General features: G+C 66.9%; 15 protein-coding genes. 5 read left to right on the plus strand and 10 right to left on the minus strand.

What is annotated here, in order from left to right; genetic code table 11:
* Positions 1-23 precede the first annotated feature (23 nt).
* From OHA70_RS35890 to OHA70_RS35905, 4 genes are all read left to right on the plus strand, one after another.
* Positions 24-1490, plus strand: a complete 1467-nt coding sequence (locus OHA70_RS35890) for a cation:proton antiporter (RefSeq protein ID WP_328325601.1) — start codon at positions 24-26, stop codon at positions 1488-1490.
* A gap of 246 nt (positions 1491-1736) precedes the next feature.
* Positions 1737-2360, plus strand: a complete 624-nt coding sequence (locus OHA70_RS35895; RefSeq protein WP_328325603.1) for an RNA polymerase sigma factor — start codon at positions 1737-1739, stop codon at positions 2358-2360.
* A 102-nt stretch (positions 2361-2462) separates the two neighbouring features.
* Complete coding sequence (locus OHA70_RS35900; RefSeq protein ID WP_328325605.1) at positions 2463-3644, plus strand: hypothetical protein; 1182 nt, start codon at positions 2463-2465, stop codon at positions 3642-3644.
* A gap of 196 nt (positions 3645-3840) precedes the next feature.
* Positions 3841-5763, plus strand: coding sequence for an HNH endonuclease signature motif containing protein (locus OHA70_RS35905; protein WP_328325607.1), 1923 nt, complete (start codon positions 3841-3843; stop codon positions 5761-5763).
* Between the two features lie 508 nt (positions 5764-6271).
* On the opposite strand, the gene OHA70_RS35910 is transcribed toward OHA70_RS35905, so the two are convergent.
* The 8 genes from OHA70_RS35910 to OHA70_RS35945 all read right to left on the minus strand — a co-directional run bounded on the left by OHA70_RS35910 (position 6272) and on the right by OHA70_RS35945 (position 15586).
* Complete coding sequence (locus OHA70_RS35910) at positions 6272-7039, minus strand: enoyl-CoA hydratase (protein ID WP_328325609.1); 768 nt, start codon at positions 7037-7039, stop codon at positions 6272-6274.
* Positions 7036-7923: a 3-hydroxyisobutyrate dehydrogenase gene (mmsB, locus tag OHA70_RS35915; RefSeq protein WP_328325611.1), complete on the minus strand. Its 888-nt coding sequence runs from the start codon at positions 7921-7923 to the stop codon at positions 7036-7038. Before mmsB ends, OHA70_RS35910 begins: the two co-directional genes overlap by 4 nt.
* Positions 7920-8972: an enoyl-CoA hydratase/isomerase family protein gene (locus OHA70_RS35920; protein WP_328325613.1), complete on the minus strand. Its 1053-nt coding sequence runs from the start codon at positions 8970-8972 to the stop codon at positions 7920-7922. Before OHA70_RS35920 ends, mmsB begins: the two co-directional genes overlap by 4 nt.
* Positions 8969-10111 (minus strand): acyl-CoA dehydrogenase family protein, encoded by a 1143-nt coding sequence (locus tag OHA70_RS35925; RefSeq protein ID WP_328325615.1) that lies wholly within the window; start codon positions 10109-10111, stop codon positions 8969-8971. Before OHA70_RS35925 ends, OHA70_RS35920 begins: the two co-directional genes overlap by 4 nt.
* 4 nt (positions 10112-10115) lie before the next feature.
* Positions 10116-11657, minus strand: coding sequence for a CoA-acylating methylmalonate-semialdehyde dehydrogenase (locus OHA70_RS35930; protein ID WP_328325617.1), 1542 nt, complete (start codon positions 11655-11657; stop codon positions 10116-10118).
* 74 nt (positions 11658-11731) lie between these two features.
* A complete protein-coding gene (locus tag OHA70_RS35935) occupies positions 11732-12655 on the minus strand; it encodes a WxL protein peptidoglycan domain-containing protein (protein WP_328325619.1) in 924 nt (307 codons plus the stop codon).
* Positions 12656-12722: 67 nt separating this feature from the next.
* On the minus strand, positions 12723-14258 hold the full coding sequence (locus tag OHA70_RS35940) for a metallophosphoesterase family protein (RefSeq protein WP_328325621.1): 1536 nt from the start codon (positions 14256-14258) through the stop codon (positions 12723-12725).
* A 125-nt stretch (positions 14259-14383) separates the two neighbouring features.
* Positions 14384-15586 carry a HupE/UreJ family protein gene (locus tag OHA70_RS35945; RefSeq protein ID WP_328325625.1) on the minus strand — a complete coding sequence of 401 codons (1203 nt, stop codon included), beginning with the start codon at positions 15584-15586 and terminating at the stop codon, positions 14384-14386.
* 126 nt (positions 15587-15712) lie between these two features.
* Between OHA70_RS35945 and OHA70_RS35950 the strand changes: the two genes are divergently transcribed.
* Complete coding sequence (locus tag OHA70_RS35950) at positions 15713-16375, plus strand: hypothetical protein (RefSeq protein ID WP_328325627.1); 663 nt, start codon at positions 15713-15715, stop codon at positions 16373-16375.
* 14 nt (positions 16376-16389) lie between these two features.
* Here the strand turns inward: OHA70_RS35950 and OHA70_RS35955 are convergent, their stop codons facing one another.
* Positions 16390-18624, minus strand: coding sequence for an ABC transporter permease (locus OHA70_RS35955; RefSeq protein WP_328325629.1), 2235 nt, complete (start codon positions 18622-18624; stop codon positions 16390-16392).
* Positions 18621-19379, minus strand: coding sequence for an ABC transporter ATP-binding protein (locus tag OHA70_RS35960; RefSeq protein ID WP_328325631.1), 759 nt, complete (start codon positions 19377-19379; stop codon positions 18621-18623). The genes OHA70_RS35955 and OHA70_RS35960 overlap by 4 nt, the downstream gene beginning before the upstream one ends.
* Positions 19380-19428: the final 49 nt, after the last annotated feature.

Raw genomic sequence — 19428 nt, forward strand, 5'->3', positions numbered from 1 at the left:
AATACCTGAATAGAGAGGCCGCCATGTCCGCAACAGACAGTTCCCTGCTGCCCAAACCCGGTCGTGGACTGGCGGTCGCCGGCGGTCTCGTCGCCGCCGCGGTCGTCCTGCTCGGCATCGCGTACGCCGCCGGGTGGCTCGATCCGGAGCACCACACTGCCGCGGCCGGTCCGGTCGCACCGGCCGCGGCTTCTCCGGCTCAGCTGATGTGGCGGCTGCTGATCGCGGTCGCCGTCGTCTGCGCGCTGGCGACCGTGTTCGGCAAGCTCGCCAAGCTGATCGGCCAGCCGCCGGTGGTCGGCGAGATCATCGCCGGGCTGATCCTCGGCCCGTCGGTGATCGGGTCGCTGGCGCCCGGGCTCTTCAACGCGATCGTCCCGGCATCGGTCCTGCCCAACCTGAATCTGCTCGCGCAGGCGGGGCTGGCCATCTTCATGTTCACCGTCGGCGCCGAGTTCGGCCGGGACAAACTCGGTCGTGATCGGGGGGCGATCGCCGGTGCGAGCCTCGCGATCATGGCTGTCCCGTTCGCCCTTGGTGTGGTCGCGGCGCTGCCTTTGTACTCGACCTTGGCCGGACCGGCGGTCGGCCGGCTGCCGTTCGCCATCTTCATCGGTACCGCCCTCGCCATCACCGCTTTCCCGGTGCTGGCGCGGATCGTGCAGGACTTCCGGCTGGTCGGCACCCGGCTCGGCTCGCTGGCCATGCTCTGCGCTGCCGTTGCCGACGTACTCGCCTGGTGTGCGCTCGCGATCGTCCTCGCGCTGATCAAGTCCTCGGACCTGACGACGGCCCTGGTGGCCCTGGTCCTGACGATCCTGGTCGGCGTCGGCTGCGTGTTCGTCCTCAAGCCGGTACTACGCTGGCTCGCCGACCGGTACGCCGCGGCCCTCCCCACCCCGATCCTGGTGCTGGCGGTGCTCGCGCTGATCCTGGGCCTGGCTGCCGCTACCGACGCGATCGGCGTCCACGCGATCTTCGGCGGCTTCCTGGCCGGGCTGGTGGTACCGAAGGAGGTGCTGCCGGTGAAGCAGGTGTCCGAGCAGATCTGCGGGCTGAACCGGGCGCTGCTGGTGCCCGTCTTCTTCGCCTCGATCGGCCTCAAGACCGACGTCAACGCCGCCATCTCGCATCCGCAGGTCCTCGCGGCTGGCGCCCTGCTCCTGGTCGTCGCGGTGGTCGGCAAGTTCCTCGGCGCCACGCCAGTGGCGCGAGCGGGCGGCCTGCCGGTCCGGTCGGCGATCGGGCTCGGCGTACTGATGAATGCCCGAGGCATCACCGAGATCGTCGTCCTGTCCGCGGGGCTCAGTGCCGGGCTGATCAATCAGGGCGCTTTCACCGTGATGGTGATGATGGCGCTGATCACCACGATGATGGCGCTGCCGTTGCTCCGGCTGCTCGGATCGTCACTTCGCGAACCCAGTGCGACCGAGCAATCACCCATTGCTGATACGTATGCCAGCGGTGACGCCAAGACCGTCGTTCCGTGACGCCATGACTACGCCTACGTGACGGGCCCGGTGATCGAATAGTCACTGAAGGCAGCACTGACGACGGCCGCTGGGGGCGCGTGAGGCACAGGTCGCTTCAAGGTATTGCCGAGTGAGGATTCATCCAGCCCACAGCTCCCTGCGGGCTGCCTGCTGACGTCCGCCAGTGTCGGCAGAACACACCTGTGCCTTTTTGCTCCCAGGCCGTTCGCTCATTCTGCGTGAATCAGCGAAAGGACGTGGAACGTGTCGACGATCTCGCCACGCAAAACTGAACGGACGCCCGAGGGAAATCGCCACCACACCGATTCCGGACCCTCCCTGGAGGTCCTCCTCGGCCGGGCCCTCGACTCCGATTGGTCAGCCTGGAAGGAGCTGGAGGGCCGCTACGCCCACCTGCTCACCCACGCGGCTCGCGGCGTCGGTCTCAGCCACAGCGACGCAGCAGACGTCGCTCAGCTCACCTGGTTGCGGCTGTGGCAGCACGGTCGCCAGATTCGCGACCCCGAGTGCCTGCCGGCCTGGCTGGCCGCGACGGCCCGGCGCGAGGGACTGCGGCTCGCGATCAGCCGGAAGCGGTACCTCCTGTACGCCGACCCGACCGCTGAGCACAGTGACGGCCAGCGGACCGCAGTACTGGACGTCTACCCGGTCGACGGGGAGTACGAGCCCTCCACGGAACAGGCCCTGCGCCGGTTGCCGGGGCGGTACCAGCGGCTGATCCGCCTGCTGATGTCGGACAGCTGCCCGTCGTACACCGAGATCGCCGAGATGCTGAACCTGCCGATCGGCAGCATCGGCCCGATGCGGATGCGAGCCCTGCAAATGCTCCGCCGCACGCCCGAGCTGGCCGCTGGGATGGCGCACTGAGGATGACACCCGGGCAGTCGACGGAGTGCACTGAAACCATTGCGTTCAGTGACCGGTCGACTGCATCCTTTGGGGGCGCCCCGCTCGATTCTGAGGAGATCGATGAGAATCCGCCCCCGCCCCGCCCTGTTCGCCACGCTCTCTTCGCTCGTTCTGACCGCCGCTGCGGCTGGTGGTGCCGTCGCGGCGGTCGCGCCCGACGGCCCACCCGCCGCAGGTGCGGTGTCGCTCGCCGCAGCCCCGCTCGCGACCGACACCGACGGCGACTCGCTCCCCGACGCCTGGGAGATCAATGGCTACGACGCCAACAGTGACGGCGTCATCGACGTCAACCTGCCCGCGATGGGCGCGACGCCGAACAAGAAGGACCTGTTCGTCGAGATGGACTACATGAGCGGCCGGCTGGCCAGTACCGCCGCGTTCGACCGGATCAAGGCGGTCTTCGCCGCCGCGCCGATCAGCAACCCTGACGGCAGTACCGGCATCCGCATCCACCTCGATGGCGGGCCGGCCGCTGGTTCGGCGTACAACCTCGGCGGCGGCAACCAGGTGCCGTACGACAGCAACCTGCAGCCCGCCGAGTCGCAGACCGACGCGATCAAGAACGCCAACTTCGCCTCGGCGCGCAAGGCCGTCTTCCACTACATGCTCTGGGCCGACGACTACGACAACTCCTGCAGCAGCGGCAACGCCTTCGCCATCCCCAACGACACCTTCATCGTGACGATGGGCCCGAAGTGCAACTGGACCGTCACCGAGAACCGGAACGTCGGCACCTTCATCCACGAGCTCGGCCACGACCTCGGCCTGACCCACGGCGGCACCAACAGCGTCAACTACAAGCCGAACTACCTCAGCGTGATGAACTACTTCTTCCAGTTCGACGGCGTCCCCCGCACCAGCGGCGCCAACTGGTTCAGTTACTCGAACTTCGCCCCGCCCGCACTGAACGAGAACAGCCTGCGTGAGTCGGTAGGCCTCAACACCTCCGCCGCCGCCACCTGGAAGACCTACTGGAAGTGCCCCAACGGCACCACCCGTACTTCGGGAGCCGGCAACGCAGCCATCGACTGGAACTGCGACGGCGACACCCTGGACACCGCCGCCACCTCCATCAACGGCGACACCAGCCGCACCACCCTCACCGCCCAGAACAACTGGTCCAACATCCGCTTCGGCGGCGGCGACGTAGGCGGCGGCAGCCCCCAATCCAAGACCCCCGCCCACGAGCTGCACGAGCTGACCCAACAGGAATACAACACCTTCAAAGCCACCACCCGCTAAGTACTCCCCACGCCGGCCGCAACGTCCGCCCCTACGTCGCCGGCTTGGACGACCGCTCGAGCGCTGACCCGGGTGGGTCGAGGCACCCACCTCGACCCACCCGGCTGACGCTACACACTCTCGCAGCCCTTGCAGACAAGGGAGATGAGCATCTGTCGATTTCGCGGTCACGCAAAGTCACGATAGAATCGAACACATGTTCGACGATGGATGGGGTGACTTCGACGCCGCCGCGACCCTCGACGCCGCCGTCGAATTCGACACGGAAGAAAACCGCGCCGCCCTCGGCAAACTCCAAGCAACCCTCCACTTCGCCGACCTCCACACCACCCTGCCCACAACCTCTGAAAAGAGTTCCGGGGCGCGTGGCGGTGAGCGGCTGGTCGTGTACGGCGGCGACGGATGTCCGGCAATCGCCGAATTCGCCCCCGCCGAACTCGGCGTCCTGCTCAAGATCTCCAGCGGCGCCGCCGCCAGCTATATCGGTGAAGCACTCGCCCTGCGGCACCGCTTCCCGCGTATCTGGGCCAAGACCCTCAACGGCCAGACCGTCGTGTGGCGCGCCCGCGCTGTCGCCCGCGCCTGCCTGAAACTCTCCCTCGAAGCCGCCGCCCTCGTCGACGAACGCGTCGTCGCCGTCATCGACACCCTCTCGGCCTACCGCCTCCAGAAAATCATCGACGCCGTCATCAAAGAAGCCGACCCCGACGCCGCCCGCCAAGCCGCCGAACAACACGCCCGCGAACGCGGCGTCTGGGTCCAGCCCTCCGACGACCACGGCACCAAAACCATCTGGGTCAAAGCCTCCAGTGGCGACGTCATCGCCATCGACGCCTCCCTCAACGACGTCGCCTGGGCCCTCCACGAGCTGGGCGACCCCGACTCCCTGTCCGAACGCCGAGCCAAAGCCATCGGCTGGCTAGCCGACCCCCTCGCCGCCTACGAACTCCTCACCGCCGCCCGCTACCTCGCCACCCACCCCACCCGCACCGACACCCCAACCACCGAGGCAGACCCGAACGAGCCCGGAGCACCCGCCAACCCGCCCGGAGCACCCACTTCGACTACACCAGCGGCGCCACCCCGCGAACCCTCGGATACCGAGCCGAAGTTGCCCAAAGCAACGGCTTCACGCCCGGCCTATGACACCTCGGACGCCGGCCCGAACCCGCCCGGAGCGCCGACCGGGCAGCTACCTGGCAGCTCCACAGACGCTGAACTGGTCTCCGCCGCAGCACCTGCTGCGAAATCAGCTGACCACTCCTCGGAGGTCGGGATGGACTTGCCTGGAGCAGTTGCGGAATCGGTTGCCAGCGTATCGGTGGGCGAGTTGGAGTTGCCCGAATTCCCGGCCGAAGAACCGCCCGGTGACCTTGGTGACACCGGCGACTTCAGCAACTTCTCGGACATCGACGACTTGGGTGGTGTCGGTGAGTTCGGTGGGCCTGGGCCGGCCGATGAAGCAGTCTGGCGCGCGTCGTACCTGAGTTCTGGGCAGGAGCCAGTAGGCCGTGTCCATTCTCCTGCCATCGACACACGGGCAGCGATCGACCCATACTCCCGCCACCAACTAGCCAGCAAACTCGCCACCATCAAAAACGCAGCCCACTCCCCCGGAACCCGCAGCGGGAGGGGCGAACGTGTCGTGCTCTACGTCCACATCACCGACGAGACCCTCCTGACAGGCGAAGGCATCGTCAGAGTCGAAGAGCACGGAGCATTCATCGCCACCCAGCTCAAAGAGCTACTCGGCCACAACCAGGTAATCCTCAAACCAGTCATCGACCTCAACGAACACATCGACGTCAACGCCTACGAAATCCCCACCCGCATCCGCGAACGCATCCGCCTCGCCCAGCCCGTCGAACGATTCCCCTACAGCACAACAGAAACCACCCCACACACCGACCTGGACCACATCCAGCCCTACAACCCCCACGGACCACCAGGCCAAACCAGCACCACCAACCTCACACCAGCAACGCGGTACCACCACCGCGTCAAAACCCACGCCCACGGCTGGCGAGTCCAGCCCACCGACGAAGGAGCACTCCACTGGACCACCCCCAACGGCTTCACCTTCCGCGTCGACCACACCGGCACCCACCGCCTCACCTGATCGACGGCGCGCACATGGACGATCCCTCGCGCAACATGTCGCCCGGGCTCTGGCCGCGCCGGATGTTGCCGGGCTCGTACTGACCGCGCGCGATTGCGGCGTTCGCGGGTGCGGGGGCACCCGGATGAGACGGCCCACCGCGAACGCTTTCACCAAGCGGCCGACGGAGGAGGACGCGCACCAGGGGCGGGTGGGAGCGCCGGAGAAGCACGCGACGAGGGAGCGGGCGTAGCGGGAGCGGGCGTAGCGGGCAGCTTGGGGCCGTCACCCACCACAGATCCACCCGGCGACGATCCCGCCACCACCAGCCGACCCGGCTCCCACTCGACGTCGGACCCGCCACCGTCTTCACCAAGTGGGCGACCGAGGAGCCCGCGATCGGGTGGAGTGGGAGCCTGGCGCGGAGTGAGCGACGTAGGAGTGAGCGACGTAGGAGTGAGCGACGTAGGAATGAGCGTGGCGGCAGGCGTGGGGAATACTCCGACCGGGACTGCCTGCCGCCAGGGGCTCAGCGGTGGGTGAAGTTTGGCTTGCGTTTTTCGGTGAAGGCGGTCATGCCTTCGGTGCGGTCGTCGAAGGCGAAGGTGGCGTGGAAGGTGCGCCGTTCGAAGAGGATGCCTTCGGCAAGGGTTGTTTCGAAGGAGCGGTTGACGGCCTCCTTCGCGACATAGACAGCGGGCAGGGACATCGACGCGATCTTGTGGGCTACCTCGGATGCCTCAGCAAGCAAGGTCGACGCCGGGACGATGCGGGAGACCAGGCCGGCGCGTTCGGCTTCTTCGGCGGAGATGGTGCGGCCGGTGAGGATCAGGTCCATTGCCTTCGCCTTGCCGATCGCGCGGGTCAGGCGTTGCGAGCCTCCGATCCCCGGGATGACCCCGAGCGTGATCTCCGGCTGGCCGAATTTCGCCGTGTCCGCGGCGATCAGGATGTCGCAGATCATCGCCAGTTCGCACCCGCCACCCAGCGCGTATCCGCTGACCGCCGCGATCAATGGCGTACGGACCGCCGCCAGCCGATCCCAGGCCGTGAACCAGTCCGACAGATACATGTCCTGGTACGACTGTGCCTGCATCTCCTTGATGTCAGCCCCGGCCGCGAACGCCCGTTCCGACCCGGTGATCACGATCGCCGCGACCCCACGATCGGCGTCCAGCGAGGTCGCGGCCTCCACCACCTCGTGCATCAACTCCTCGTTCAAGGCGTTGAGTGCCTTCGGCCGATCCAAGGTGATCGTCGCCGTCCGCCCGTCGCGGGTCACGATGATGTTGTTCATGAAGCATCCCTGATCTCGTTGATGATGGCCGAGAAGTCCAGCCCCGAACCGTTGCCATCGGCAAACTCCCGGTAGAGCGCCGCAGCCAGGGCGCCCAGACTTGCTGACGTACCGGTCGACTCAGCAGCCTGCAGGGCCAGCCCGAGGTCCTTCGCCATCAGCGGCGCCGCAAAACCAGGCTGGTACGAACGGTTGGCCGGACTGGTCGGCACGGGACCCGGTACCGGGCAGTTGGTAGTCAAGGCCCAGCACTGACCCGACGCGGTCGACGTCACGTCGAACAGCGCCTGATGCGAAAGCCCCAGCTTCTCGCCGAGTACAAAAGCTTCGCTCACCCCGATCATCGAGATGCCGAGAATCAGGTTGTTGCAGATCTTCGCCGCCTGCCCAGCCCCCGGCTCGCCACAGTGCACGACGCGCCCAGCCATCGGATCCAGTACCTCGCGTACCGCCTCGAGATCCTCAGCCAGCGCCCCCACCATCAGCGTCAACGTCCCCGCGGTGGCGCCGACGACGCCACCCGAGACCGGAGCATCAAGCGCCCGGTGACCAGCCTTGACGACAAGGGCACCCGCCTCACGCGCGTCCGACACCGCGATCGTCGAGCAGTCCACGAAGTACGCACCCGCAGGCGCCGCGGCCAACAGCCCGTCAGCACCTTGATAGACATCGAGCACATGCCGCCCACTAGGCAGCATCGTGATGACCACTTCAGCCCCGACAACCGCCTCGACAGCAGAAGCAGCCACCACGACGCCGGCCTCAGCAGCCAAAGCGCGCGCCGCATCCACAGGATCGAAGCCGGTCACCACATACCCAGCCTTGACCAGGTTTGCCGCCATCGGCCCACCCATGTTGCCCAGCCCGATAAACCCAACCTTCACAATGCACTCCCCTGGGTCAGTCCAAGCTCATCAGCACCAAGCCCAGCGAAGTACGCCGCAACCGTCTCCTCAGCAACATCGTCGAGCGACGACGGCACCCACTGCGGATTGCGATCCTTATCGATCACCTGCGCCCGAACCCCCTCCAGAAAGTCATGCGACCCGTGGAACCGCAACGACAAGCGGTACTCCTGATCAAGCGCCTCCCGCAGCGACGAGAAGTCCGCCGCCGACCGCAACGCCCGCAGCGTCACCTTCACCGAGATCGGCGACTTCCCAGCCAGTACTAAGGCCGTCGCCCGCGCCGCCTCAACCTCCGACGCCGCCAACCGCGCATGGATCTTCACCACGTCATCGCCCTCGTACGCCGCATCGATCCACTCCCGATCCGCCAGTAACCCAGAAGCCGGAGCCTCCAAAGCCACCGCCGCCAACGCCTCAGCCGGCGCCACAGAAGCCAGTGAAGCAATCAACGCAGGAAGCCGATCGCTAGACACATACCAATCGGCCAACCCCACAGCGATCGCATCGCCCGCCTGCACAGACCCAGCCGTCAGCGCCAGATGCGTCCCCAACTCCCCCGGCGCCCGCGACAGCAGATAGGTCCCACCGATATCAGGGAAGAACCCGATCCCCGTCTCCGGCATCCCGATCTTCGACCGCTCGGTGACGACCCGCAAATCAGCATGCGCCGACAGCCCGATCCCGCCACCCAGCACTATCCCGTCCATGATCGCCACGAACGGCTTCGGGTACTCAGCGATCGTCGCATCCAGCCGGTACTCCGCGGCCCAGAACTCTGCCGACGCCGTACCACCGGCAAGCCCGTCCTGGTAGATCGAGACGATGTCGCCACCCGCACACAACCCGCGCTCGCCGCTACCGGTCAGCACCACCGTCTGCACCGATGGATCGGAAGCCCACGAATCCAGCGCCGTCTGGATCAGCGTCACCATCTCGTGGGTCAGCGCGTTGATCGCCTTCGGCCGGTTGAGCACGATGTGCCCCGCCCGGCCGTCCTGGCTGATCAGCACAGTGGGCTCGGTCATGCCGCCTCCTCGATGAGCGCGCGGCCGACGATCAGTCGCATGATCTCGTTGGTTCCTTCCAGGATCTGGTGGACGCGCAGGTCGCGGACCACCTTCTCGATGCCGTACTCGCTCAGGTACCCGTACCCGCCGTGCAACTGCAAAGCCTTGTTCGCAACGCCGAATGCGGCATCAGTCACGAACCGCTTAGCCATCGCGCAAACCTTCGCCGCATCAGCCGCCCGACTATCAAGCGTCCGAGCCGCGTGATGCAGCAAGCACCGCGACGCCTCCAGCTCAGTCGCCATGTCGGCCAACTGAAACACCAACGCCTGCTGGCTGATCAGCGGCCCGCCAAACGCCGTGCGGGTCTGCAGATAGCTGGTCGCCTGCTCCAAAGCCCATTGCGCACCACCAAGAGAGCACGCGGCGATATTCAACCGACCACCGTTGAGCCCGCGCATCGCAATGCCGAACCCCTCACCCTCCTCGCCAAGACGCTGAGACAAAGGAACCCGTACGCCGTCCAGGATCACCTGCCGCGTCGGCTGCGCATGCCAACCCATCTTGCGCTCGTTCACCCCGAACGACAGCCCGTCAGCATCCCCGGGCACGATGAAAGCGGTGATCCCCCGCGGCCCAGCATCGCCGGTACGCGCCATCACGACGTACACGCTGGACGACCCCGCACCCGAGATGAACTGCTTCACCCCATCGAGCACATACCCATCGCCGTCGCGGCGAGCCGTAGTCCGCAAGGCCCCCGCGTCCGAGCCGGCCTCAGGCTCGGTGAGGCAGTAGCTCCCCAGCCCTTCCATACTTGCCAATCCAGGCACCCACCGCTGACGCTGGGAGTCAGTACCAGCCGAGTCGATCATCGACACGACCATGTTGTGGATCGACACGTACGCCGCGATCGCGGTGTCCCCTCGCGCCAATTCCTCGAAGATCGTCACCGCCTCGAGCCGCCCCAGCCCCGAGCCACCGACATCCTCGGCGACGCAGATACCACCCAGCCCGAGATCACCGGCGCGCCGCAGTACATCGACAGGAAAGTGCTTGGTCTGATCCCACTCGATCGCGTTCGGCGCCAGCTCGTGCTCGGCGAACTTGCGCACCTCCCGCGCGATCGCGTCCAGCTCTTCGTTGTCCGAGGTCATCGCGTCAGCTCATCGTCGGGATGACGAAGCTGGCACCCTCTTTGGCTCCTGAAGGCCACCGCGACGTCACCGTCTTGGTCTTCGTGTAGAAGCGGAAAGAGTCGGGCCCGTGCTGGTTCAGATCGCCGAAGCCGGACCGCTTCCAGCCGCCGAACGTGTGGTACGCGATCGGTACCGGGATCGGCACGTTCACGCCGACCATGCCGACATTGACGCGTGCGGTGAAGTCCCGCGCGGTGTCGCCGTCCCGGGTGAAGATCGAGACACCGTTGCCGTAGGCATGCTCACTCGGCAGCCGGAGTGCTTCCTCGTACGTCTCCGCGCGCGCGATCACGAGTACCGGCCCGAAGATCTCCTCGTCGTAGATCCGCATGCCCGGACCGACCTTGTCGAACAACGTCGGCCCGAGGAAGAAGCCCGACTCGTGGCCGGCCAGAACGAAGTCCCGACCGTCGACCAGCAACTCCGCGCCCTCTTCGACACCGGCCCCGATGTAGTCGATCACCCGCTGCCGCGCCTCGGCGGTGACGAGCGGTCCGTAGTCGGCCTTCTCATCCAGGCTGTGCCCGACGGTCAACTCAGCGATCCGCTCCTTCAGCTTCGCCACGAGCGCGTCGGCCGTCTCCGCACCGACCGGTACCGCCACCGAGATCGCCATGCACCGCTCGCCGGCCGAACCGTACCCAGCACCGATGAGCGCATCGGCGACATCGTCGAGGTCCGCGTCAGGCATCACGATCATGTGGTTCTTGGCGCCGCCGAAGCACTGCGCCCGCTTACCGTTGGCCGCCGCGGACTCATAGATGTACTGCGCGATCGGCGTCGACCCGACGAAGCCGACGGCCCTGACGCGCTCATCCTCCAGCAGCGTGTCGACCGCTTCCTTGTCCCCGTTGACGACGTTGAAGACACCGGCCGGCAGCCCCGCCTCGAGGAACAATTCGGCAATCCGCAACGGCACCGAAGGATCGCGCTCAGACGGCTTGAGGATGAACGCATTGCCCGCGGCCAGCGCCGGTCCGGCCTTCCACAGCGGAATCATCGCCGGGAAGTTGAACGGCGTGATCCCAGCAACCACACCAAGCGGCTGACGCATCGAGTAGACGTCGATGCCGGTACCAGCGCCGGTCGTGTACTCCCCCTTGAGCAGGTGCGGTCCCCCGGCAGCGAACTCGATCACCTCGAGCCCACGCTGGATGTCCCCCTTGGCATCCGCAACGGTCTTCCCGTGCTCACTCGACAGGGTCCGAGCCAGCGACTCCATGTCCCGGTTGACCAGGTCGAGGAAGCGCAGCAACACCCGCGCCCGCCGCTGCGGGTTCCAAGCCGCCCACTCGAGCTGAGCCCGCTCGGCGTCATCGATCGCCGCGACGACCTCCGCCTTACTGGCCAGCGGCACCCGCGCCTGCACGCCACCCGTGTTCGGATCGAAGACGTCGGCGAACCGTCCCGAGGTCCCTGCGAGGTGCTGCCCGGCCACAAAGTGGCTCAGCTCAGTGCTCAACGTCTCACTCCCGTACGTCGCGACTGCAATGGGCAGCCTCACCAGATACTAGGAAGTCCGACTATATGCGTGGACGTCCTACTATTTGCCGAAGAGTGACCGACCGCACTTAACCTTCAAGCAGCTTGTCGACGGGTTGCTCGCACCCGGCGAACAACCAGTACTACGGCAGCCGCAACCAGGACGAGCGCCAGCAGCAACGCCCATGGGATCGTCCACGCGTGGGCGCTGGTCTTACTGACCGGGAAGGTCGCCGTCGAGCCGGCCGCGTCGGTGACCAACGGGAGCAGGTCGACCGCCGCGGTCAGACGGCCGGCAGCGGTTACGTCGTGGACAGGTACGGAGACCTTCCACGTCTCGCCGGGCAGCAGCTGAGGCGAGTCCGCGATCGCGCCCGACTTGGCCTTCAGCTGTCCGAAGGGGCCGGAGACCGACGCCTCTTGGCGGGCCGCGGCGATCGTGTTGCCGGTGTTGCGGATCTCGTAGGCGACGGTGGCATCGCCGCTACCGAGCAGCTTGCCCGAGTACTGCACTGTCAGGTCCTCGACCGCGAGGCTCGGCTTGAGTTCTCCGCTGACTCGCAACCGGATCCGGATGGCGAGCCGGCGCTCGACATCGTTCTGGGTCAGCGAGGTGATGACGCCGCCAAGATGGTCACCCGGTCGCGCGTCGGCCGGTACGGCGATCTTGAAAGGCACCTCGACGGACTTGCCCGGCAGAACCCTTACCTGCTTGCGATCTGCATGCACCCAGGTACCGAGATCCTTCGAGTCAGCACCCCGAAGATCGAGCTCGCCGTCCGCCGTGGTGAAGGCGTCCCCTGCGTAGACCGCGAGGTCAATCGGCGCCTTGCCACGGTTCACCACGACAAAAGCGTCCTCTACCTGGCCTCCAGCAGCGAGCGTGTAAGCGTAGTTCGCCCGGCCGGAGCCGTAGCTGTTCGACGCCGTCTTCACCTGCCAGGGCGTGCCGTCATCCGCCGCGGCGGTGCCCGCTCCCAAAACGATGGCACCGACAGCTAGCAGCACTACACCGGGCATACGAAACATCTGGCAATCTCCAATGCGAAAAGGGCGGGCGCCCCAGAGAGCGCCCGCCCCGCGAGGGTCAGCTCACCGAGGTGAGGGTGACCTTCTCCTGACCGTCTTCCGTCGTGGTCTTGCTCTGGGTCCAGTTCACGCCGTCGGCGGCCGCGGCGCGGACACCACGGTCGTTGTACGGGTAGTACCGGACCCGGTCGATCACGGAGCCGACCGGCTGGGCCGGGCTGGCGCCGCTGTTCGGACCGCACCAGGCGACGCGCCCGAGCTCGACCGCGGCGTTCGGGGCGGCACAGGTACCGCTGCGGATCTCCTCGACCGTGAGCTTGTCGTCGCGCACGTCGACCTTCACGTACGTCCGGACGTGCTCCTGGTTCTCGACCGAGTTGGCCCAGTGGTTCTTCGGGTTCAACGGGTCGGGACCGTAGTTCGGGTCCTTGCTGGTGTCGGGTGCCGTCAGGTCGTAGTACTTCGAACCCGACGCCGAGTTCGCCGTCACGTAGATGACGCCGCCCGGACCCTGCTCCACCTTGGTGGCGCCCGGCTGCTCGGCCGGGTTGGCCTTCTTGCCGTTCTTGATCACGTAGCTACGCGAGTAGCTGTGGTCGTGGCCCTGCAGCACCAGGTCGACGCCGAGGTTCGAGAAGGCCGTCGGGAAGTCCAGCCGGCGCTTCTGGTTGTCGGTGTCGTTGGCGTGATCGGCCGGCGAGTAGATCGAGTGGTGGTACACGAGCACCGTGTACTTCGCACCCGCGCCCTGCGCCTGGATCACCTTGCTGACGTAGTCGATGTGCGCTGCGTCGGCGTTGTTGGCGTAGGCGTTGCTGTTCAGGTCGACGAACAGCACGTCCTTGTACTTGTACCAGTAGTCGCCGCCCGATTCGGACTTGGCGTCACCGCGGTAGAACGGTGCCGAACGGTCGGTGTTCGGAGTCCAGAAGTGCTGCTCGTAGGCCTTGCCGCCGACATCGTGGTTGCCGATGGTCGCCGCCCACGGGTACTGCCGCAGCTTGTCGGAACCCAGGAAGGCGTCCCACTGCGGCTCGTTGTTGGCCGTCTCGACCTGGTCGCCACCGGAGACCAGGAGCTCGGCGCTCGGGTTGGCGGTCAGTGCGACGTTGAGCGTGTCGGCCCAGCCGGCGCCGTCCCGCGCGACGTCCCCGGACGACCCGATCTGCGGGTCGCCGAAGAACAGGAAGTCGTAGTCACCGCTGAACGCGTGCGTCTTGAACGTGTACGCCGGCGACCAGGTGGCGCCGTTGCCGACGTGGTACGTGTACGACGTGTTCTGCTTCAACCCGTCGAGCGTCGCGTGCCCGTTGAAGCCGCCGTTCACGACGTTGGCGGCAACGGTGGCCGGGAAGCTGGTCGCGTTCGCCGGGAACTTGCCCTTGACGATCTTCGCGGTCTCGGCCAGCTCGACGACCTGCGCCGCGTCGGTCGAGGCGTACCAGCTCACGACGCGTTGAGCCTCGGAGGAGCCGACTCCGAGGATGATCCGGGTGGGTGCCGGGGCATCGGCGGCCTGCGCCGTACCCAGACCGCCGCCGAACGCCACCGAGGCGCCGACGGCGGCTACTGCCACCCATTTGATGAGCTTCATCGATTGTCCATCCCCCTACAGAGGTGGTGCCTGAAAGTGCGATCCGAGCGTCTTCCCGGTCGGTGGAATTCAGGTGAACAAGGGTTCACTACTCGACTGCACGCCACGCAACAGTCGAGGGCGCGTCACATCCCGGTCACTCGCTGTACGAACCAGAACAAACCGGCCGCTGAGACGCCGGCGGCGATCGTGCCAGTGGTCCAGAGAGCGGCAACCGGAGCGCGGTGGCGGAGCAACGCGAGCAACGGGAAGGTGAGCGCGATCAGCGACAGCTGGACGACCTCGATGCCAATGTTGAAGACGAGCAACGACCACAACAGCTGCCACGACCAGGCTTCGTCGATCCCCAGCGCACCGGCGAAACCGAGTCCGTGCACGAGCCCGAAGCAGAACACGACGGCCAGCCGGGTCCAGCCCGCACGGTCCAGGCTGAGATGGCTGCGGCTGTCCGTCTCGATCACGGTCGCCGTCCGGCCGCGACGCCAGAGCCGCCACAGATGCCAGCCCGCGACGACCGCGATCGACAAGGCGATGACCGGCTCGACGAAGGATGCGGTCACGTGGACGAGACCGAGCGCGGCCAGTACGAAGGTCACCGAGTGAGCGATCGTGAAGGTCGTTGCCGCGAGCACGATCTCGCGCAACCGGCGGGATCCGGCGATCAGCGCCAGCAGGAACAAGATGTGATCGAGCCCGGTCAGCAAGTGCTCGGCGCCGAGCCGGAAGAACTCCCAGAACCGTTGCCCTGTTGACTGTTGAGTCGACAGTACGGGGTGCTGGTCGTCGAGGGCGCTGCTGCCCTTCTTCAGGTCGAGGTGGTACGTGACGATCGTCTTGGTGCCTTTGACATAGCCCTCGGCGTCGGGGAACAGCCCGCTGTGGATCTCGTGCGCAGCGGCTTGGGGGCAGTGGAAGTCGAGTACCAGGGCGACGTACGGGACGCCCTCGCGTTCCTCCATGGTGAAGTCGCCGTCGCGCTTCGCAGTACAGGCCTGGCCGTCGGCCGTGACGGTGAAGCGTTGGGTGGCGTAGCGGACGACCGCGTCGGCATGCTTCGTCAGCGCGGCCGTCTGTTGCTCCGCGTCGCCGGATTCGAACGCAGCGGTACCGTCCTTGAAGAGCGGGTCGTCCTTCCCGGCGTCGGCGGCCGAGACGACGAGCAGGTCGTACTCGAGTCCCAATTGGGCGCGGACATGCTCCTTGGCCGGCGAGGTGAGATCGGCGTACACGGTCGAACTGAAGCCGTGCGCTTCCGCCGCCGGCGCGGTCCCCAGTACTACGACCACGGCGGCCGCGGCCACTGCGAGGACCCTCGTGATACCTGACATGGAGCGCACGCTCCACCTGATGGGTGAACGATCGGCTGCCCGCAGACGAACAAGTGCCGACCACCAGAAGTATCGGCGAACCATGAGGTAAAAAGAGCTGATCCCCTGCTGACGAAGGACGATTCCGTGCGCCTACTCCAAGCCGTCGGTACTACGGCCGCGATCGCCGTACTCGCCACCGGCTGTGCATCGGCCGACGACTGGTCGCAACCACGCGCGGCCGCACCGACCCCGATCGGCGCCCTCGGCGCCGGCTTCGTGCCCAGCGTGAAACCGTCGCCCGAGGCAACGATCACGCCGCGACCCGGTTCGTGGGAGGGCGTCCACCCGCCGAAGGACTACCGTGTCGTCCTGCTCACCGCTGGTGACGACGCCCAGACGAAAACGCTGGTGACCGCGGTCGAGGACTGGGCGAAGCAGGAAGACGTCAGCCTGAGGACCGTCAAGGCGACCACGCCCGACAAGTACATCGCCCAGATCGGCGATGCGATGAACCTGCACCCCGACCTGATCGTCGCCGCCGGCGACAATCTCGTCGACCCCCTCGCGATTGTCACGCCCAACCATCTCGACCAGCAGTTCCTCGTCGTCGGCGCCGAGCTGGCCGAGCCCACCGGCAACGTCACAGCCGCCGACTGGACCGGCGCCTCCTTCCGAGGCGAAGGCCTGGGCGCCTCTTCCACCTACGACCCCACCACCTTCACCCCGGCCCGAGCCTCCGCCGCCATCCGCGCAGGCACAGCCAGCGTCCTCACCGGCCACACCGGACTCGTCCTCTGGCTCCCGTAGCCGGCCTCCTGAGCTCATTCCCGGGAGCCGGCCTGGGCCAGCGCCGGCTTTCGGAGTAGTAGGCCGATGGGCAGGATCGTGGTGGTCATCGCGAGCAGGGTGGCTCCGCCGAGTACTGCGATCCAGCCCAGCGCCGGTACGTACGGGAGAGCTCCGCCGGTCACAGCGCGGACCACTGTCGTCAGGGTCACGGCCGCGATCGCTCCACCGATCAGCAGGGCGACTCCGAGGAGGGCGGCCTGCTCGGCGTTGACCATCCGCTTGACCTGGCGGGTTGTGACGCCGGTCAGTCGCAACACAGCCACCTCGCGGCGGCGAGCCAAGGCTGCCATCACCATGGTGTTGGCGGCGGCCAGGGCGGCGTACCCGATCATCACGCCGATGAGCAGCTTGTTGAGCCAGGCGCTGATCGCGAGATCCTTCGCGGTCTGCACGGTGAGCTGACCGACCGGGATCAGGGTCGCGCCGGGGAGCTGCTGCGCCAAGGCGGTCGGTTTGCTGCCCGAAGTACGGATCAGTACCTCGTCCAGTCCCTGTCCTTCGACCGTCGCCCGGTCCAGAATGAAGTCGCCGAAGCCCAGACCGCGGGCGTAGATCGCGTCGACCTTCAGCCGCTTCGGCGTTCCGTCGGCGAGCCAGACGTCGACGGTGTCGCCGAGCTTCCAGTTCTGCGAGTCTGCCCGGACCTTGGAGACTGCAACGCTGCCTGGAGTCAGCGCACCCTCTTTGATCTGCAGATCGGTCGTCTCGAGGGCATCAGTGAGGTCCATCGCCTGGGCGGGAACGACCTCGGCGTCCTGGAAGACCTTCACGATCACGGAGGTACGGCGTACGCCCGTCGCCGCCTCCACTCCCGGGGTATCGCGCAATCTCTCCGCCGCATCGTCCGGCAAGCCCGTGGACGAGACCACCGCGTACTGCGCGAGCGTCCCGGCCTGCACCTGCTGAACGGTCTGCCGCTCGAGGTTGTCCTGCAGGAACCAGACAGAGCCGCCGAACCCGACCGAGAGGACCAGTGCCGTGAGTACTGTCGCCATGCCTCGCGCGTTCGCGGCCAGGTTCCTAGTAGCGAGATAGCCGCTGTTACCCCAGACCGCTTTCAGTAGTGGGCTGAGCAGCCTGGCTGCGGTGCCGTTGATCCAGGGCGCGAGCAGAGCGACGGCAAGGACGAGCAGGTACAGCATGCTGATCGCACCCGCGAGCGCTGCCTGGCCACCGCCCACCACTGCGAACGCGCTGGACGAGAGGGCACCGACAAGAGCCGCCAGGCCGAAGCCGAGTCGTACCTTGCCACTGCGAGTGGGCTCGACCGCCGCGTCGGCCAGTGCCTCGGCGGGCCGGATCGCGGAGATCCTGCGCGAGGCGAGCAGGGCTGCAGCAACCGCGAGCACGACGATGAGCAGCGCCGCTGCCGGCGCGGCCAGAACTCCCATGGACATGGGGAAATCGGCCGGTACGAAGCCTCTGCTGATCAGCTGGTCGCCCATCCAGCGACTGGCCAGCAGCCCGGCGGGGATACCGATCACCGAGGCAACAGCACCGAGGATCGCGGCCTCGCCCATCAGCATCCGCCGGAGCTGCCACGGTGTCGCACCAGTTGCCCTGAGCAACGCCAGCTCACGCCGGCGACCACGGATGGACAGGCCGATCGTACCGGCGACGACGAAGACGATCAGCATCACGACGTAGCCGCCAAACGCCGCGCCGACCTGGATCAACAGGTCGCGGGCTGTTGCCAGGTCTGGCCGCTCGACGGTTCCCCTGGCGTTGCCGGCGTACGCCTTCGCCTGCTCCGACGCGGCGAGCTTGTCGACCTCCGCCTTGACCGCGGCTCGGTCCGCTCCGGCTTCCTCGGTGATCGTGATGACCTCCACCCGGCCGGGCTGGGTTCCTTTCGACTGTATGCCTGTCGCCTCGTCGCCGACTGCTGGGTCTGCGACGACCTTGGAGACTCCGGGCACCTGCCGGAGTTGGGCGACCAGGCTGGCCGGCATCGTGCCGGGCTCGGGGAGGCGGGTTGTCGTGGTGTAGGTGTCACCGCCGAATTCCTTGCCGGTGAAGGTGATGTCGCGCTTGGCGACGACGAGGTCGGCGGCTCCGTAGAGCTCCGGCTTCGGCTGGTGACGGAGGCCGGACTCGACCAGGGCGCCCGTACCCGTCATCACCATGACGCCGGCGGCGAGGGCGATCAGGGTGGCAAGGACGGTACCGGGTCGGTGGCGGATCAGCCGCACTGCGAGCGCGATCATGCGCGTACTCCTGAGTCAGAGATGATGCGGCCGTCGGCGAGTACCAGCACGCGGTCGGCGTACGACGCCGCCAGCTGGTCGTGGGTGACCATGATGATCGTCTGGCCCTGGTCGTCGACGATCGATCTCAACAGGGCAAGGACCTCAGCGGCGGTGTGGCTGTCGAGCGCGCCCGTCGGTTCGTCCGCGAAGACCACCGTCGGGCGCATCGCGAGTGCCCGGGCGATGGCGACGCGCTGCTGCTGCCCACCCGACAACTCAGCCGGCCGATGCCGGAGCCGCTCTCCTACGCCGACCCGCTCGACGACCTCTTTGAGCCATCTACGATCCACCGGTACTCCGGACAGCCGCAGCGGAAGCGTGACGTTCTCCTCCACGGTCAAAGCGCCGACCAGGTTGAAGTTCTGGAACACGAATCCGATCTCGCTCCGGCGCAACCGGGTGAGCTTGGCCTCCGACAACCGGGACAGCTCCTTGTCGCCGACCCAGACCCGTCCGGAGGTCGGCCGGTCCAACCCGGCCGCGGTCTGGAGCAGGGTGCTCTTGCCGGAACCGGACGGGCCCATCACGGCGGTGAACGTGCCGCGGGTGAAAGTGGCGTCGACACCGTCGAGGGCGGCGACCGGTTGTCCGCCGGCGGCGTAGATGCGGGTGACCTGCTCCACCCGCACAGCCGCCGCCGGGCCGGTCGTGCGGTCGGCCGGCAACGCTCGTGAGTTCAGTGCGAGGTCAGTTTCAGTGATCGCTGAGGTCATACCGGCAACGCTAGGGAGCCCGTAGCGTCGGCGACATCCCACCAACTGG

Origin of the sequence: Kribbella sp. NBC_00382 (assembly GCF_036067295.1) — a bacterium.
Taxonomy (GTDB): domain Bacteria; phylum Actinomycetota; class Actinomycetes; order Propionibacteriales; family Kribbellaceae; genus Kribbella.

Coding starts and splice junctions, on each gene's coding strand:
- OHA70_RS35890 (WP_328325601.1), top strand. CDS start 24: ATGTCCGCAACAGACAGTTCCCTGCTGCCCAAACCCGGTCGTGGACTG.
- OHA70_RS35900 (WP_328325605.1), top strand. CDS start 2,463: ATGAGAATCCGCCCCCGCCCCGCCCTGTTCGCCACGCTCTCTTCGCTC.
- OHA70_RS35905 (WP_328325607.1), top strand. CDS start 3,841: ATGTTCGACGATGGATGGGGTGACTTCGACGCCGCCGCGACCCTCGAC.
- OHA70_RS35910 (WP_328325609.1), bottom strand. CDS start 7,039: ATGAACAACATCATCGTGACCCGCGACGGGCGGACGGCGACGATCACC.
- OHA70_RS35920 (WP_328325613.1), bottom strand. CDS start 8,972: ATGACCGAGCCCACTGTGCTGATCAGCCAGGACGGCCGGGCGGGGCAC.
- OHA70_RS35925 (WP_328325615.1), bottom strand. CDS start 10,111: ATGACCTCGGACAACGAAGAGCTGGACGCGATCGCGCGGGAGGTGCGC.
- OHA70_RS35935 (WP_328325619.1), bottom strand. CDS start 12,655: ATGCCCGGTGTAGTGCTGCTAGCTGTCGGTGCCATCGTTTTGGGAGCG.
- OHA70_RS35940 (WP_328325621.1), bottom strand. CDS start 14,258: ATGAAGCTCATCAAATGGGTGGCAGTAGCCGCCGTCGGCGCCTCGGTG.
- OHA70_RS35945 (WP_328325625.1), bottom strand. CDS start 15,586: ATGTCAGGTATCACGAGGGTCCTCGCAGTGGCCGCGGCCGCCGTGGTC.
- OHA70_RS35955 (WP_328325629.1), bottom strand. CDS start 18,624: ATGATCGCGCTCGCAGTGCGGCTGATCCGCCACCGACCCGGTACCGTC.
- OHA70_RS35960 (WP_328325631.1), bottom strand. CDS start 19,379: ATGACCTCAGCGATCACTGAAACTGACCTCGCACTGAACTCACGAGCG.